The organism is Aeromonas sp. S18(2024), from assembly GCF_041402525.1.
In the GTDB taxonomy this organism is placed as follows: domain Bacteria; phylum Pseudomonadota; class Gammaproteobacteria; order Enterobacterales; family Aeromonadaceae; genus Aeromonas; species Aeromonas enteropelogenes.
The window spans coordinates 105,018-121,307 of the sequence record NZ_JBGLQV010000001.1 but is presented as its reverse complement, the minus strand read 5'-3'; the positions used below and the strand labels follow the sequence as shown (position 1 = coordinate 121,307).

Sequence of the window (16,290 nt, the reverse complement as noted above, 5' to 3'; positions counted from 1 at the left end):
CATGAAAAGCAAATTAAAAGGAATGACCCTGCTCTCCCTGCTTAGTCTCGGCGGGTGTGTCAATATGGAAAAACCTCCCCAGGTCCCCGCTCTGACCCTGGCCGAGCTGCGTAGCGAGCTCAGCCAGAGTGAACAGCGCCTGCAAACAGCCATGGAACAGCAGCAGAAGCAGTATGCCCAGCAACAGCATCTGCTGGTTCAGCTCAACACCGATGTCACCAAGATGAAAGAGTCCGTCAAGCACGTAGATCACAAGCTCGCGAGCCTCCCGACCGAACCGCCCAAACCCCTGCCAATTCCGGCGGCAAAATGCCCCGCCCCGGATCAGGGCCACACCATAGATGGCAAACTGCTGGTGGGTGAAGCGGAGTGGATCTGGGTCGATGCCGCCAACGACGCCTTCCAGGCTCGGGTCGATACTGGCGCCACCACCTCCTCCATCAGCGCCCAGGAGATCACCATCTTCGAGCGCAACGGCAAGAACTGGGTGCGCTTCTTCCTGAGCCATCAGGAGATGGACGACAAGATCCAGATCGAGGCGCCGCTGGTGCGTCACGTGCGGGTGCGTCAGGCCTCCGCTGACGATCTGGACCGTCGCCCCGTGGTTCGCCTGGCAGTGCGTATCGGCGATATGACCGAAAAGGCCGAATTTACCCTGAAAGACCGCAGCGACATGACCTTCCCCGTGCTGCTGGGTCGTGAGTTCCTCAAGGATATCGCTGTGGTCGACGTGGCCCGTGAATATATCCAGTCCAAACCCAAGCTCAAGGATGTGAAATAATCCATGGTTTCTCGCAAGCCGTTCTATTTGCTGGTTGCCCTGCTGTACATTGTCGGCCTGGGGATGACCCTCTATCACCACATCGCCCTGGACGTGCCCCTGACGCCGGGTGAAAAGCGCCAGATTTGGTCCATCGAGGCCAAGCTGGAGTTTGATGCCACCGGTGAGCCGGTGATCGCCTCCCTGGCTATTCCTGGCACCCAGCCCGGTTTCACCCTGATGAACGAGAATGCCGCTAGCCCCGGCTACGGCCTTTCGTTTGTCGAAAAAGATGGCGATGCCCGCGCCGAGTGGTCAATTCGCACCGCTTCCGGCCGTCAGGAGCTCTACTACCGCGTCGACATGATGGCGGATGCTCACGCCAAGCCAGCCGCCAACCCGCAGCCGCCTGCCATCGAGAAGCAGATCGAGAGCGAACCCTATGCCACCGCGATGAAGCAGATCCTGGAACGTGCCCAGGAACGCTCCGCCGACGGCTATACCCTGACTCGCGAGATCATCAAGGAGATCGAGAAGCAGGAACAGAACGCCGAGCTGCTGAAAAAGAACAAGTCTCGTGCCAACCTGATCGCCGAGCTGCTCAACAACGCCGACATTCCGGCCCGTGTGGTCCATGCCCTCAATCTGGAAGATGGCCGCCGTCGCCAGGAGCTGGTGGATTACCTGCAAGTCTTCAACAGCCCGACCGACTACAAGCTGTTCAACCCGCAGACCGGTGAACAGGGCCGCCCGGCCAACCTGCTGCTGTGGGAGTACAACTCGGGCGCCCTGCTGGACGTGACCGGCGGTCACAACTCCCGCGTCACCTTCTCGATGATCGAGCAGGAGCAACCGGTGAGCGTCGCGCTGGCCCAGAAGTTCGAAAAATCCGAGATGTTGAACTTCTCCATCCACAGCCTGCCGCTGGAAGAGCAAGCCCTGTTCAAAGGCCTGCTGCTCATTCCTATCGGCGTGCTGATGGTGGTGTTCCTGCGGGTACTGGTGGGGATCAAGACTTCGGGCACCTTCATGCCGGTGCTGATCGCGGTCGCCTTCATCCAGACCTCGCTGGTGACCGGTCTCATTGGTTTCCTGCTTATCGTGGGCACCGGCCTTATCATCCGTTCCTACCTCTCGAGGTTGAACCTGCTGCTGGTCGCCCGGATATCGGCGATCATCATCATGGTGATCTCGATGATCGGCATCTTCTCCGCATTCGCCTTCAAGCTGGGGCTGACCGACGGCATGAAGATCACCTTCTTCCCGATGATCATCCTCTCCTGGACCATAGAGCGGATGTCCATCCTGTGGGAAGAAGAGGGTCCGAAAGAGGTGTTCCGCCAGGGCGGCGGTTCCCTGCTGGTGGCCGTCATCGCCTACCTGGCCATGGATAACGAACTGATCCGTCACCTCACCTTCAACTTCCTCGGTCTGCAACTGGTGCTGATGGCGACCGTGCTGCTGATGGGTAACTACACCGGTTACAAGCTGAGCGAGCTCAAGCGCTTCAAGCCGCTGGTGGACGAGATGAAGTCTGGCGCCACGCCGGGTAAGGACAAGTAACAGATGTGGTTCTGGGAAAAGTACACCACCCCGTGGAGCCTGTCTCAGTCAGGCATCCTCGGCATGAACAAGCGCAACCACTCCTACATCAGCCGCTACAACCCGCGCCGTCTCTACCCACTGGTGGATGACAAGCTGCAGACCAAGCGCATCGCGCTGGATGCAGGCGTGACGGTGCCGGATCTCATCGGCACCATCCGCGAGCAGCACGGGGTGGGACAGATCACCGAGCTGGTGAAAGAGTGGCCGGGCTTCTGCATCAAGCCGGCCCGGGGTTCCGGCGGCAAGGGGATCCTGGTGATCCTGCGTCAGGAAGATGGCCTCTTCTACAAACCCAACGGCAGTGCCTGCAATGGCCAGGATCTGGAGCGCCATGTCTCCAACATCCTGGCGGGGCTCTACTCTCTGGGGGGCAAGCCGGACGTGGCGCTGGTAGAAGGGCTCATCAACTTCGATGACGTGTTCGACGGCTACTCGTTTGAAGGGGTGCCCGACTCCCGGGTCATCATCTTCAAGGGCTTCCCGGTGATGGCCATGATGCGCCTCTCCACTTCTGCCTCCGACGGCAAAGCGAACCTGCACCAAGGCGCCGTGGGAGTGGGTTTGTGCCTGCGAACCGGTCGCGCCCTGCGGGCGGTACAGTTTGGCTCACCCATCCGCCACCATCCGGATACGGGACTCGACCTCTACGATCTCAGGGTGCCCCACTGGGATACCCTGCTGACCCTGGCCGCCTCCTGCTACGAGATGTCGGGGCTCGGCTATATCGGGACCGACATGGTGCTGGACAAGTTCCGCGGCCCCATGCTGCTGGAACTCAACGCCCGTCCGGGCCTTGCCATCCAGATCGCCAACGGCCGCGGCCTGGTGCCCAACCTCAAGACCATTGAGAAGCTGGGCCAGGTCAAGATGAACGTGGAGCAGCGGGTCAACTTCGCCAAGGATCACTTCGGGATCTTCGACGAATAATCCGGTTGCTACCCGATGCCAAAAGCGCGCCCATGGCGCGCTTTTTTATACCTGCCCTACAAGCTGTTACTGCATCCACCATCCAAATAACAGGCATAAAAAAACCGGCGCCTTGGCACCGGTTTTTTACTTCGCATCAACCCATTACAGGGCGTCGGCGTTCTCGGACAGGTATTTGGCTACGCCATCCGGAGAGGCCTGCATGCCTTTCTTGCCCTTTTCCCACTGAGCCGGGCACACTTCGCCGTGCTCTTCGTGGAATTGCAGGGCGTCGACCATGCGCAACATTTCGTCGATGTTGCGACCCAGCGGCAGATCGTTCACCACCTGATGACGAACCACGCCGTTCTTGTCGATCAGGAAGGAGCCACGGAAGGCAACACCGGCTTCCGGATGCTCGACGTCATACGCCTTGCAGATCTCGTGCTTCACGTCGGCGATCAGCGGGTACTTGACCTGGCCGATGCCGCCATCTTCCACCTTGGTGTTGCGCCAGGCGTTGTGGGAGAACTGGGAATCGATGGAAACACCGATCACTTCCACGCCACGCTTCTGGAACTCTTCATAACGATGATCGAAGGCGATCAGTTCGGACGGGCAGACGAAAGTGAAGTCGAGGGGGTAAAAGAAGACAACGGCGGCTTTGCCTTTGATGTGGGATGACAGGTTGAAAGAATCAACGATTTCGCCATTACCCAGAACGGCTGCGGCAGTAAAATCGGGTGCGGGACGGCCTACCAATACCATATTCAATTCCTCTTTTGTGAAGTGAACAATCCGCTCAGGATTGGGCCACCTTGGGCCTGGTCCATCTAATTCAAGCGACAAACTATAGGCCCGGTGGTAGATTAGTCAAATCAAATTAAATAGATAGCATTAATCGGGTTTTTCTATGCAACGTTGGCCCAGCCTCAAACAGCTGCAATATCTGGTTGCTCTCGACGAGCACAAAAACTTCAACCGCGCCGCCAAGGCTTGCCATGTCAGCCAGTCGACCCTGAGTACCGGGATCCAGACCCTGGAGGACATGATGAACCTGCAACTGGTGGAGCGGGACCACAAGAGCTTCATTATGACCCCGGTCGGCATGGAAATCGTCGAGCGGGCTCGCAATTTGCTCTCCGACGCGCGGGATCTGATGGAACTAGGTCAACATCAGGGGGGAGTCATGCAGGGGACAGTGCGCCTCGGCTGCATCCCCACCATTGCCCCCTTCCTGCTCAGCAAACTGCTGAAGGTGTGCAGCAAGACCTATCCTGACCTCGAATTGTTGCTGCGTGAAGACACCACCAGCAATCTGCTCAAACAGCTGGAGCAGGGTCAGCTTGATCTGCTGATCCTGGCGCTGCCCATCGAGATCGGCGGCTTTCACTGCAAGACCGTCGGCCAGGATCCCTTCCACATGGTGATGCCTGCCAGCATGGCGGCCGGGCTGCACACCCCGTTCGACTACAAGGAATTGCCCAACCAGAGCATCTTCCTGCTGGAGCGGGAGCACTGCCTCACCGAACATGCGGTCAGCGCCTGTCGCCTGCGGGACAAGAGCAAGATCAACCCGTTCGCGGCCACCAGCCTGCACACCCTGGTGCAGATGGTAGAGGCGGGCCTGGGCACCACCTTCCTGCCCCAGATGGCCATAGATGCCGGCATTCTCGACAACTCGGATCTGGTGGCCATCCCGCTGCCCGGCGAAAAATCCTACCGCGAGATAGGCCTGGTGTGGCGTCCCAGCACAACCCGGGTGCAGACCTTCTACAAGCTGGCGGAGCTGCTCACCCCGCTGATCAGCCCGGCCAAATAAGCTCAAACGCCAGCCCTCCGGCTGGCGTTTTTTTTAACGCAGCCCCGCATTTTTGCCATTTGAGACTAGGTCTTGGGCCAGATCCCTGTTTATGATGGAAAAGTTGTCGTGCCGGTCATCTTCTGACGCCGGTGTCCAAGCCTGATCTGTAGAGAGAGCACCGATGTATCGTTTCTTGCTGCTATCCATACTGACCCTGCTGCTGGCTGCCTGCTCCAGTACTCCCGAACCCACGCTACCCGCCCCTCGCCAGAGCAGTGCCTTCGACGGCTTCTACCAGCAGTGGCGCGGCGTACCCTATCGCATGGGGGGCTCGACCCGGGCCGGCCTCGACTGCTCCGCCTTCACCCAGCTGGCCTACCAGCAGGTAATGGGGTTTTCCCTGCCCAGAACCACAGAATCCCAGGCCACCCTCGGCACACCGGTCGAACGTTATCGGCTGCAACACGGGGATCTGGTCTTCTTCAAGACCGGCTGGCGCCAGTACCACGTCGGGGTCTACACGGGATCGGGGGAGTTTATCCACGCCTCCACCAGCAAGGGGGTGATCCGCTCCCGTCTCGACAATGTCTACTGGAACAGCCGCTACTGGCAGGCTCGCCGCCTGACCCAATAAGGTACCAGGCCCACTTACCAGTCCTTTCATCTTCCCGTGAAGGGCCATGGATCATTGCTTATAACCCAATTGAACCCAAAACCTGCGTTTCTGCTCATTTTGTGATAAAGTGGTGACCCTTTTTCAGGCATAGCCCTGTTGCGCCGGGTTTCCCTTCGTATGAAAACAATGCCCCAGACAGGCAAACGCAACAGCTGTGGTGTGGCAGGAGCGGCCACGCAGCGTCAGCGCGGGACGAGCGACTGGCCACACAACACGGGTTTCAATCGTCAATTTGATAAGGAGATCGTGCAATGAAGCAATATCAAAGCTGGTTGGGACAATACCTGATGAGCCGTCGTGACGGTGACCATGCCATGGCTTCCGAGCTGGCCAGCTCCATCTGCGAGTTCTGGCAGCAGCAAGGGGATGAGGCCGAGCTGGACAAGTGGCAGCAGATCTACCAGCACCATCTGGAAAGAACCACTTAATCATCCGATTCCTTGCCTTGCAGCCCCCGAGCTGCAAGGCTTTCTTTTGTTTACCCTTTCCGGCTCCCCTCCTCATCTCCGTTTTGTTGCCAATCGCGGCAACCTGATGTCGATGTCATCCCTGTGCCATCAGTTCGCACCAGACGACAGAAGCCTCGGCTCTAGCCCTTGCACAGCGCACGCATACAGCCATAAAACTCTCTTTCGCCTCTCCTGCGGCATGTCGCCTCAACGGTTCAACTACCCAAGCACGATTGAAATGAGTGGTACGCCGCCACATCACCCCACTTCCGCCTTGCCCCTCCCCCTCCCCTTTGTTAGAGTCGCGCGCCGCGCGGCGACCGCGCCCACAAAAACAATGAGCGCCTAGGGCGCCAGCAACGAGCGAGAACAATCCATGCGTGAGCGCATCAGACAAGAGTGGTTTGGCAACATCAGGGGGGATCTGCTGTCGGGCACAGTCGTGGCCCTGGCCCTGATCCCGGAGGCCATCGCCTTCTCCATCATCGCCGGCGTCGATCCCAAGGTGGGGCTCTACGCCTCCTTCTGCATCGCCGTCATCATCGCCTTCACCGGCGGTCGCCCGGCCATGATCTCCGCCGCCACCGGCGCCATGGCCCTTTTGATGGTGACCCTGGTGCGCGAGCACGGTCTGCAGTACCTGATGGCCGCCACCCTGCTCACCGGCCTGCTGCAGATCCTGGCCGGCTACCTGCGCCTCGGCGCCCTGATGCGCTTCGTCTCGCGCTCGGTGGTAACCGGCTTTGTCAACGCCCTGGCCATCCTCATCTTCATGGCCCAGTTGCCGGAGCTGACCGACGTCAGCTGGCAGGTCTACGCCATGACCGCAGCCGGGCTTGGCATCATCTACCTGTTCCCGCGCCTGCCGCGCATCGGCACTTTGCTCCCCTCGCCGCTGCTGTGCATCGTGTTGCTCACCGCGGTCAGCGTCGGCATCGGCCTCGAGGTGCGCACGGTCGGCGACATGGGCGCCCTGCCGGACACCCTGCCGGTCTTCATGTGGCCCGACGTGCCCCTCAATCTCGAGACCCTGGCCATCATCTTCCCCTACTCCGCCGCCCTGGCCGTGGTGGGGCTGCTCGAATCCCTGATGACCGCCGCCATCGTCGACGACATGACCGGCACCCGCAGCGATCGCCACCGCGAGTGCAAGGGCCAGGGGCTGGCCAACATCGCCGCCGGCCTGATGGGCGGCATGGCGGGTTGCGCCATGATTGGCCAGTCGGTCATCAACGTGAAATCCGGTGGCCGTGGCCGCCTCTCCACCCTGGTGGCGGGGGCCCTGCTCATCGTCATGGTGGTGTTCCTGGACGAATGGATCCGCCAGATCCCCATGGCTGCCCTGGTGGCGGTGATGATCATGGTATCTATCGGCACCTTCTCCTGGGGCTCAGTGCTGCGCATGCACAAGACGCCGCTGGCCACCAACCTGGTGATGCTGAGCACGGTGGCCGTGGTGGTGGTGACCCACAACCTGGCTCTCGGGGTACTGACCGGCGTGCTGCTGGCCTGTCTCTTCTTCGCCCACAAGGTGGCGCGTACCCTGCTGGTGCACAGCGACAGCGAGCGCCACGGCGCCACCCGCACCTACCGGGTGCACGGCCAGGTCTTCTTCGCCAGCACCGAGCAGTTCTGCGCCGGCTTTGACACCGGCGAATCCCTCGAGCGGGTGGTGATCGATGTAAGTGATGCCCACTTCTGGGATCTCAGCGCCGCCGAGGCCCTGGCTACGGTGCGCCGCCGCTTCGAGGCGGCCGGCACCGAGGTGCAGCTGACGGGGGTGAGCGACGCCAGCGCTGCCCTGCTCGGTCGATTCGCCCCGGCGACCTGACCGAACGCCGCTTCAGGCGCCACACGCCCATAAAAAAGGCCAGCCCCATGGGGCTGGCCTTTTGCATCTGTACAGACTTACATCTGGTCGATCATGTCCTGAGCAAACTGGGAGCAGGAGCGCAGGGTAGCGCCTTCCATCAGACGCTCGAAGTCATAGGTGACGGTCTTGTTGGCGATGGCCGCTTCCATCCCCTTGACGATGAGGTCAGCTGCCTCGGTCCAGCCCAGGTGGCGCAGCATCATCTCGGCAGAGAGGATCAGCGAGCCCGGGTTGACCTTGTCCTGACCTGCATACTTCGGCGCGGTGCCGTGGGTGGCTTCGAACAGGGCCACGCCGTCGCCGATGTTGGCGCCCGGGGCAATGCCGATGCCGCCGACCTGGGCCGCCAGGGCGTCGGAGATGTAGTCACCGTTGAGGTTCATACAGGCGATGACGTCATACTCGGCCGGACGCAGCAGGATTTGCTGCAGGAAGGCATCGGCGATGACGTCCTTGACGACGATGGTCTTGCCGGTTTTCGGGTTCTTGAAGGAGCACCAGGGGCCGCCGTCAATCAGCTGGGCATCGTACTCTTTCTGGGCCAGGGCGTAGCCCCAATCCTTGAAGGCACCCTCGGTGAACTTCATGATGTTGCCCTTGTGCACCAGGGTCACGGAGTCACGGTCGTTGTCGATGGCGTACTCGATGGCGGCGCGCACCAGACGCTCGGTACCGGCCTTGGACATGGGCTTGATGCCGATGCCGCAGGACTCGGGGAAGCGAATCTTCTTCACGCCCATCTCGTTTTGCAGGAAGGAAATCACCTTCTTGGCTTCGTCGCTGTCGGCCTTCCACTCGATGCCGGCATAGATGTCTTCGGCGTTCTCGCGGAAGATCACCATGTCGGTCAGCTCGGGGTGCTTGACCGGGCTAGGAGTGCCTTCGTAGTAGCGTACCGGGCGCAGGCAGACGTAGAGATCCAGCTCCTGGCGCAGGGCCACGTTGAGGGAGCGAATACCGCCGCCGACCGGGGTGGTCAGGGGGCCTTTGATGGCCACGCAGTATTCACGAATGAAATCCAGGGTTTCGGCCGGCAGCCAGGCACCTTCGCCATAGACATGAGTCGATTTCTCGCCGGTATAGATCTCCATCCAGGCGATCTTGCGCTCGCCTTTGTAGGCTTTCTCGACCGCGGCATTTACCACATTCAACATGGCCGGGGTCACGTCCACGCCGATACCATCCCCTTCGATAAACGGAATGATGGGATTGTGGGGAACCTGCAGCTTGCCGTTGGCATCGACTGTGATTTTCTGGCCCTGGGTCGGGATAACTACTTTGCTTTCCATCGGCATCTCCTAACTTCCGTTTGTTATCAATCTGATCGTTGCGCGCGGCCATCTTAGCCCATTCATTTTCATAATAAAATGGCGATCACCCATGTCAGACCAAAGAGGTAGCCCCCGGGCGATCCGGGTCACAATCCCGCCCCGGCCGCGGCTCTGGCGCCAGTCGCTATCCTTCGGCCTCGCAGGCCAATGTCTGGGGTTGGCTCAGGGCGCGGTATTGGGACGGCGTCAATCCCGTCTTCTGCTTGAACACCCGGCAGAAGTAATTTACATCGGTGTAACCACAACGGCTGGCTACCTCCTCCAAGCGGAAGCGGTACTTTTTCAGCATGAATTTGGCCCGGTCGATGCGCACCCAGCTGATGTAATCGGCCAGGCGCATATGGCCCTGCTCACGAAACAGGTGGGAAAGATGGCTGGCGGAGACATTGAAGCGGTGAGCGATGGAGTCGCGGGTAATGGGGCGGTGAAAATTTTCCTGGATATAGATGCAGATGCCGTGAAACAGATCCGCCCCCCGCGGCCTGTCAACGGCGGACTCTGCCAGCAACTGACGCGTACTGGTGAGCAGCGCCTGCAGCAGCAGATCGTCAGTAGGCGCACGACCGGGATCCTCGGCCAGCACATTGAGCGCTCCCAGAATATGCTCCGTCACATGACCCGCCCGGGCCATGATGCTGTGTTTTTGCACGTCGAAAAAATCGGGCTCTTCCCGGCGTTTGCTCACCAGGCTGAACCCTATCTGGCGCTTGCCAAACAGCAGGCTCAATACGGAGCAGTCGGTGGTCCAGAGCGGCTTGTTCCAGCCGTTGGGAGGGATATAGAGCGCCTGCCCGGGCTGCACACCAATCTCCTTGCTGCCAGCCTCCCTGTCCCACACCTGGTTAAGGTACTCGCCGCTGAACACCAGCTCGAGGCGGGGAAAGTTGACCTGATAGCTGAAGCTTGGGGGCAGACCCTGTTCACTGGCGAACCAGATTTGGTCGAACGGAACCTGTTCACCGAGGGCACCATCAAGCAACTGGCTGAAAATGAGTGACATGCTGATCCTGATCAAGAGAGAGGCAAGCGGTTGCGGCGCACGCAATGGCCCATGTTATAGTCCGGCTCGGACTATCAATGCCACCCTTTTCTTCACCCGCTCCTCTTCATCTTAAAACGAGGCATTCTTATGAGCAGTAGCGTCTTGCCCTCCTTTCTGTTGATGCAAAACCCGATTCAAGGCTACGACTGGGGCAGTCATGACTCCCTCACCACCCTGTTCGGGATCCCCAATCCGGAGGGCAAACCCCAGGCCGAGCTGTGGATGGGGGCACACCCCAACGGCTGCTCCGAGATCACCTGCGGCGATCAGGTACAAAAGCTCTCCACCCTGATCGAGAGTGCCCCGGCCGCCGTGCTGGGTGAGGCAACCCTCGCTCGCTTTGGCAGCCTGCCGTTCCTGTTCAAGGTGCTGTGCGCCGAGAAGGCTCTCTCCATCCAGGTGCACCCGAGCAAGGCGCAGGCTGAAGCCGGTTTTGCCAGGGAAGAGGCTTCCGGTATCTCGCCCAAGGCAGCCAATCGCAACTACAAGGATCCCAACCACAAGCCGGAACTGGTGTTCGCGCTCACCCCGTATCAGGCGATGAACGGCTTTCGATCCATTCCCGCCATCCTGGCGCTGTTCGAGCGGGTCAAGCTGGCGGCTATCGCCGATCTGACCGGGGCCCTTGCCGCCGCTCACGCAGCCAATCAGGGCGAAGCCGGGTTGCAACAATTCTTCCAGCAGTTGTTGATGCTGGAAGGGGTACGCAAAGAGGCGGCGCTGATCGATCTGCTGGCCTACGCCAATGAACATCAGGACGAAGAGACCTTTGCCCTCATTACCTCCCTCGCCGCCCAGTACCCGGGGGATGTGGGGCTCTTCTCGCCGCTCTTGCTGAACGTGGTAACCCTGCAGCCCGGTCAGGCGATGTTCCTTGATGCCTGCACCCCCCACGCCTATGTGCGCGGTACCGGCCTTGAGATCATGGCCAACTCCGACAACGTGCTGCGCGCCGGCCTCACCCCCAAATACATAGATGTAGCCGAGCTCCTGGATTGCACCCACTGCCTGCCCAAGCCGGATGACCAGATCCTGCTGGCCCCCCGCCGCGAGAGTGCGGTACAGCACTTCGAGGTGCCGGTACCGGACTTTACCTTCAGCGTCTATCCGGCGGGTGAGCATCAGCTCACCACCGCCAGCGCCGAGATCCTGTTTGCCATCGACGGCCCCGTCATCCTCAAGCGCGGTGATGACACCCTGTGTCTCGAGAAGGGACAATCCGCCTTTATCCCCGCCGCCACCGGCAGTTATCAACTGCTGGCCGAAGGCCGGGTCGCCCGCGCAGGCAACCGCTACTAAGGCGCGAACCGGCGAGTTAAAGAGCCGATACACGCACAAGGGCCATCATGGATGGCCCTTGCGGTTGTTCTCTGCGTTACTGTTCACCTGACTTAACTGATTCGCCCTCGCCCCATCAACCGCACAGGAAGGGTCGTCTTTTAACCCATGTTTAGATACTGGCGGGACTATTTTCTGGATCAACCAGCAGTTATTAACTGTCAGCGTCTTGAGCCGGGATATCGCCGTTTCTGCCAAGCGGCATCTAATGATGACCCTATCCATGGCTGCGACCTAAAAGAATACGTTAGTTAATAACAGACAGTTCCCGTTAATCCATACTTTTCCTGCCGCGTCTTTATAAGATCCGGCTCACGCTCTCGACTTCAACGTATCGACAGCATGCGACATTTAATTATTTCCAATCAGAATAAAACCTCATCCAATATAACGCTCATAAAAACTCATGATTTAATAAACCCATCTATTAAAAATCAAGATATAACAATGCGTTATGTCGGGAAACAATATGAATACCAATATAAAAATTCCGCACAAAAGGAAGGAGTATATAGCTGCACAATGCAATTGCATGAAAAAATCCTCTCTATCCATTTGTCGCATTAAAACCAATATTTGTAGTTATTGTGATAATAATTACTAGATGCAATAATCAAAGACATAGATTACACCTTTATTTGTTTTAAATAGAGTGTGATCCTACTCGCAACCAAATACTATCTGACTCCTATACCCTGCATCTGAAAAAGTTTTCAGCCCCCCTATTTTCCATCACACACCAATCACAATATAACGGAGTTTATTATGAAACAGGCTCCTCTCCTGCTCGCTTGTGCGACCCTAGCCGGGTTGATGGTCATTGCCGGATGCAAGGAGGACACGCAAGATCCTGTCAGCCCTCCCGAATTGGGTGTCACCCGCTACGTCAATCCATTAATCGGTACGGGTAATCTCGGCAATACCTATCCTGGCGCAACCACCCCTCACGGCATGATCCAGCTCTCCCCGAATAATGGGGCTGTTGGCTGGGAATATACGTCCGGCTATTACTATCACGACAGACGCATCGCCGGTTTCTCTCGTACCCATCTCTCTGGGGCGGGTGCCACCGACTTGAATGATATTCTGGTGATGCCCATCAACTCGCGATCCGATTACAAGATAGAGAAGGGGGGCAATCTCGAAGCATCCCGTTATCGTCACAAGGATCAACAGGCAACGGCGGGCTACTACAAAGTGGATCTGCTCGATTACGGCATCAAGGCCGAATTGACTGCAGGCGATCGCGTCGGTGTCCATCGTTATACCTTTCCTCGCGATGAGAGATCCGAAATAGTGATTAACCTGGGTGTCAGTTTTATCGACGGCACATCAGGAACAGAGATGAAGTGGGACAAGGAGAATAACCGCATCGAAGGCTATCGCTTCTCTTATGGCTGGGCCCCCAGCCAGAAAGAGTTCTTCGTGATGGAGTTCAATCAGCCAATCAAAAACATCCGCTTTGCCTACTACGACAAAGAACGGGATCGCTATATCGACGCGAGGCAAAGCACCACGGAAATGGCCAACGAGGCGATCGACAATTATCAGCCTGTCCGCACCTTTGTGGAATTTGATACCTCGACGACGGGCTTGACCGTTGAGGCCAAGGTGGCCCTCTCCAGCGTCGAAATAGGCAAGGAGGGCAAATCAGGCGCCTCGCTCAACATGACCAAAGTGGCTGGCATGACATTTGATGATGTCCGGCAAGCCGCCACCCGGAAATGGGAAAACGAGCTGGGAAAAATCCGGGTTAGCGGTGATGAAGAGTACAAACAGACCTTCTACACGGCGCTCTATCATGCCTACCTCGGCCAGACTATCTACTCCGATTTGGATGGTCGCTACCGCCAGGTGCATCAGGGAAGCGGCGCAAATCCCGATGGCAACACCCAAGACGGAAAGCTGACCGAGACGCTGAAAGAGTCAGTTCGTACCGCCGATGCCAACAGAGACGGTAAAGCCGACTTTACCCGCTATGACACCTTCTCCCTCTGGGACACCTATCGCGCCGTGCAACCTCTCTCCTCCATCCTGGAACCGGATCGTCTCGCGGATGTCGTCCTCTCCATGCTCTCCTATGCAGAAGAGGAGTGGATCGACGATGAGGGCAACATGCGTAAAGGGCGCTTGCCAGAATGGACTCTCAAAGGCAATGAGACCGGCATGATGATGGGCATGCATTCGACCCCTGTCATCCATGACGTTTTATCCAAGGGCTCCCTTGATAAACGCATGATTGACCTTGGTTTTAATGATGCAGAGCGCCAGCAGATCAAGGAACGCCTCGTGAATGCCATGGTGACCGATGCGCGCGCCTCGACCAGCCAGGGAGTAGCGTGGATCAAGGAGTACGAAGAGCAGGGTTATGTACCGGCCCAGCTTCACGATCAACCCCCCTCTGACCCCTGGGCGGCCCATTCTCCCTTCAAAGACTCCTGGACTGCATCCTATTCGCTGGAGTACTCCATGAACGACTGGGCCATCGCCCAATCCGTCAAGACCGTATTTGGTGAAGACGATCCTCGCTATCAAGAGTTCGCGGATCGCTCGAACAACTGGCAAGCGCAATTTGACTTTGGTGGCCAATACAAAGGCTGGTTCAAGGCCCGCGATTATGCTGGCAACTTTATTGACGCCAACTGGGTAGATCCGAAAACGGGACGGGAAGTCGGCAAAAACTGGCGTCCGGAGATGTTCAACTGGGCGTTTGCCGAGTCCAACGGCTGGCAATATTCGTTCAGCGTCCAGCACGATATTTCAGGCCTGATCGACCTGATGACCCGCTTCGACCAGAAGCAGGATCCTTCGGCGAAACGTGGCGACTTGTTTGCCAGGCGGCTGGACGAATACTGGACCACCTACCCGGATCGCAACGCAGCGGACAACCAGTTCCCCATCTTCAATACGGGCAATGTGGGTCAGCATGTGCAGGGCAACGAGCCGGATATCCACGTGCCCTATCTCTACAACTACATTGGCCAACCCTGGAAAACCCAGGCCGTCATCGTCGACACAACCAACGTCTGTTACAAAAACACCCCTGACGGTATTTGTGGCAACGATGACTTCGGCACACTGTCAGCCTGGTTCGTGTTCCGTGCGCTGGGTTTCTTCCCGGTCAATGCATCGTCCGGCATCTACGAGATAGGGACGCCCATGTTCGAAACGGCGTCCATCGATGTGGGCAATGGCAAGAGATTCACAGTCAAGGCGCCAAATGTCAGCCGCGACAATATCTTTATCCAGTCGGCACGACTCAATGGCAGCGAATTCACGCGCACCTACCTGACCCATGACGACATCATGAATGGCGGTGAGCTGGAATTTGTGATGGGAGATACCCCCAACAAGGAGTGGGGAGCCCGACCCGAAGATCTGCCACCGGCACAAGGCATCGGCACCTTCTTGCACGAAAGCGATATGCCCGAGGGATCCCGTTAATACGGTTTTAAGGGGGGAAGAATCCCCCCTTCTGGCGATAAATCGCTTCCATATCATATTTGGGGAGGGCCAATCTGCTGGTCCTTCCCATGTCGCACGCGCACAAAACAGTTATCGTCGGTTCATTTCTTGATACACCGCAACTCTTTATGATTTCGCGCTTTAACCCATTGTGTCATTGGGTATGATTCCCGTCTGGCTATCACGCATTTTTGCCATATCCATGGGCCTCGCTCGTCCGTTACCTGCGCACGTTCAGGAAGAACATCATGAAACGCTATTCCGGGTTATCACTTTTACTCTTGGCACTATCGAGTGGCCCAGGTTACGCCGCCTGTGACAATGCAGCCGCGGTCAAGCTGGCCAAGGCTTTTTGGAGTGAACACAGGGACTTCTATTACACAGAACCGGCAAAGGTGAAAGCGCTGCTAACACCGGCATTTTTTGCCGTGCTGAGCGAGGAAGCCAAGTGTAATGGCGAAGGGGAGGTGTGCGCTATCGATGCCGATCCCTGGATCAGTGCGCAAGATGGCGAGGTCACCGAGCCCATCACCTTCCGCCTGGCTGGCCAGCAGGATGGCATCGTCTCGGTCAGCATGGATTACCGCTTTATGCTCTCGGAGACCCGGCAAGAGCCAAGAGCCGTCCTCTTTCAATTTAAAACTGCCGGCGATCGCCGCTGTTTTCTGCTGGATGATTTTATCAGCCCGGGCGAGGGTTCACTGAAACAACGCCTGCAGCAGTGGCAGGCACAAAACGGTGCCGGGCCGCAATAATTAACCCCCACGGCCCGCTGGGCGGTGGGGGTTGGGTTATTCTGGCGATCCTTTCGCTATCTCAGAAAAACGGACTGCGACCATCAGAGCGGGCTAATACTCGGCCTCTTCAGAGTGAGGCTCAGAGGAGCGGATGCGCTCCAGCTCATCGACCCGGGCTTGCCACTTGTCGTGGGCCTGTTTCAGACCCTGCAGCTCCAGCTCCTGACGCATGGTGTCGATCTCTTGGTCTAGTTTTTCCATCAGAATGTCTCCTTCATTCATAGAGTTACACACTGGCTGACGG

Annotated in this window: 14 protein-coding genes; 10 read left to right on the top strand and 4 right to left on the bottom strand. The window is 58.1% G+C overall.

Annotated features, from left to right (window positions below):
- Window positions 1-22 precede the first annotated feature (22 nt).
- Genes ACB034_RS00495 through ACB034_RS00485 form a run of 3 tightly spaced genes read left to right on the top strand, consistent with a single transcriptional unit; the run spans window position 23 to window position 3,292 of the window.
- On the top strand, window positions 23-781 hold the full coding sequence (locus ACB034_RS00495; protein WP_371172055.1) for an ATP-dependent zinc protease: 759 nt from the start codon (window positions 23-25) through the stop codon (window positions 779-781).
- A gap of 3 nt (window positions 782-784) precedes the next feature.
- Window positions 785-2,323, top strand: coding sequence for an inactive transglutaminase family protein (locus ACB034_RS00490; RefSeq protein ID WP_026457188.1), 1,539 nt, complete (start codon window positions 785-787; stop codon window positions 2,321-2,323).
- Between the two features lie 3 nt (window positions 2,324-2,326).
- Window positions 2,327-3,292, top strand: coding sequence for an alpha-L-glutamate ligase-like protein (locus ACB034_RS00485; RefSeq protein WP_124240150.1), 966 nt, complete (start codon window positions 2,327-2,329; stop codon window positions 3,290-3,292).
- 144 nt (window positions 3,293-3,436) lie between these two features.
- Here ACB034_RS00485 and ACB034_RS00480 read toward each other — a convergent pair whose 3' ends face one another.
- On the bottom strand, window positions 3,437-4,039 hold the full coding sequence (locus ACB034_RS00480; protein ID WP_026457190.1) for a peroxiredoxin C: 603 nt from the start codon (window positions 4,037-4,039) through the stop codon (window positions 3,437-3,439).
- Between the two features lie 145 nt (window positions 4,040-4,184).
- On the opposite strand from ACB034_RS00480, the gene ACB034_RS00475 reads away from it, so the two are divergent.
- From ACB034_RS00475 to ACB034_RS00460, 4 genes are all read left to right on the top strand, one after another.
- A complete protein-coding gene (locus ACB034_RS00475; RefSeq protein WP_042028560.1) occupies window positions 4,185-5,093 on the top strand; it encodes a hydrogen peroxide-inducible genes activator in 909 nt (302 codons plus the stop codon).
- 163 nt (window positions 5,094-5,256) lie between these two features.
- The gene (locus ACB034_RS00470) at window positions 5,257-5,709 is read left to right on the top strand and encodes a C40 family peptidase (protein ID WP_371171798.1); all 453 of its coding nucleotides are present in this window, start codon (window positions 5,257-5,259) and stop codon (window positions 5,707-5,709) included.
- Between the two features lie 293 nt (window positions 5,710-6,002).
- Entirely contained in the window at window positions 6,003-6,179 is a 177-nt protein-coding gene (locus tag ACB034_RS00465) for a hypothetical protein (protein ID WP_124240153.1), read from the top strand.
- A 397-nt stretch (window positions 6,180-6,576) separates the two neighbouring features.
- Window positions 6,577-8,031 carry a SulP family inorganic anion transporter gene (locus tag ACB034_RS00460; RefSeq protein WP_371171797.1) on the top strand — a complete coding sequence of 485 codons (1,455 nt, stop codon included), beginning with the start codon at window positions 6,577-6,579 and terminating at the stop codon, window positions 8,029-8,031.
- A gap of 77 nt (window positions 8,032-8,108) precedes the next feature.
- Here the strand turns inward: ACB034_RS00460 and icd are convergent, their stop codons facing one another.
- Window positions 8,109-9,362, bottom strand: a complete 1,254-nt coding sequence (gene icd / locus ACB034_RS00455; RefSeq protein ID WP_371171796.1) for an NADP-dependent isocitrate dehydrogenase — start codon at window positions 9,360-9,362, stop codon at window positions 8,109-8,111.
- Window positions 9,363-9,528: 166 nt separating this feature from the next.
- Entirely contained in the window at window positions 9,529-10,404 is an 876-nt protein-coding gene (locus tag ACB034_RS00450; protein WP_042028557.1) for an AraC family transcriptional regulator, read from the bottom strand.
- A 129-nt stretch (window positions 10,405-10,533) separates the two neighbouring features.
- On the opposite strand from ACB034_RS00450, the gene manA reads away from it, so the two are divergent.
- From manA to ACB034_RS00435, 3 genes are all read left to right on the top strand, one after another.
- Window positions 10,534-11,745, top strand: a complete 1,212-nt coding sequence (manA, locus tag ACB034_RS00445; RefSeq protein WP_371171795.1) for a mannose-6-phosphate isomerase, class I — start codon at window positions 10,534-10,536, stop codon at window positions 11,743-11,745.
- 804 nt (window positions 11,746-12,549) lie between these two features.
- Window positions 12,550-15,228, top strand: a complete 2,679-nt coding sequence (locus ACB034_RS00440) for a GH92 family glycosyl hydrolase (RefSeq protein WP_371171794.1) — start codon at window positions 12,550-12,552, stop codon at window positions 15,226-15,228.
- 269 nt (window positions 15,229-15,497) lie between these two features.
- Complete coding sequence (locus ACB034_RS00435; RefSeq protein WP_371171793.1) at window positions 15,498-16,004, top strand: hypothetical protein; 507 nt, start codon at window positions 15,498-15,500, stop codon at window positions 16,002-16,004.
- Window positions 16,005-16,097: 93 nt separating this feature from the next.
- Here the strand turns inward: ACB034_RS00435 and ACB034_RS00430 are convergent, their stop codons facing one another.
- Window positions 16,098-16,247, bottom strand: a complete 150-nt coding sequence (locus tag ACB034_RS00430) for a hypothetical protein (protein ID WP_167335316.1) — start codon at window positions 16,245-16,247, stop codon at window positions 16,098-16,100.
- Between the last annotated feature and the right edge of the window lie 43 nt (window positions 16,248-16,290).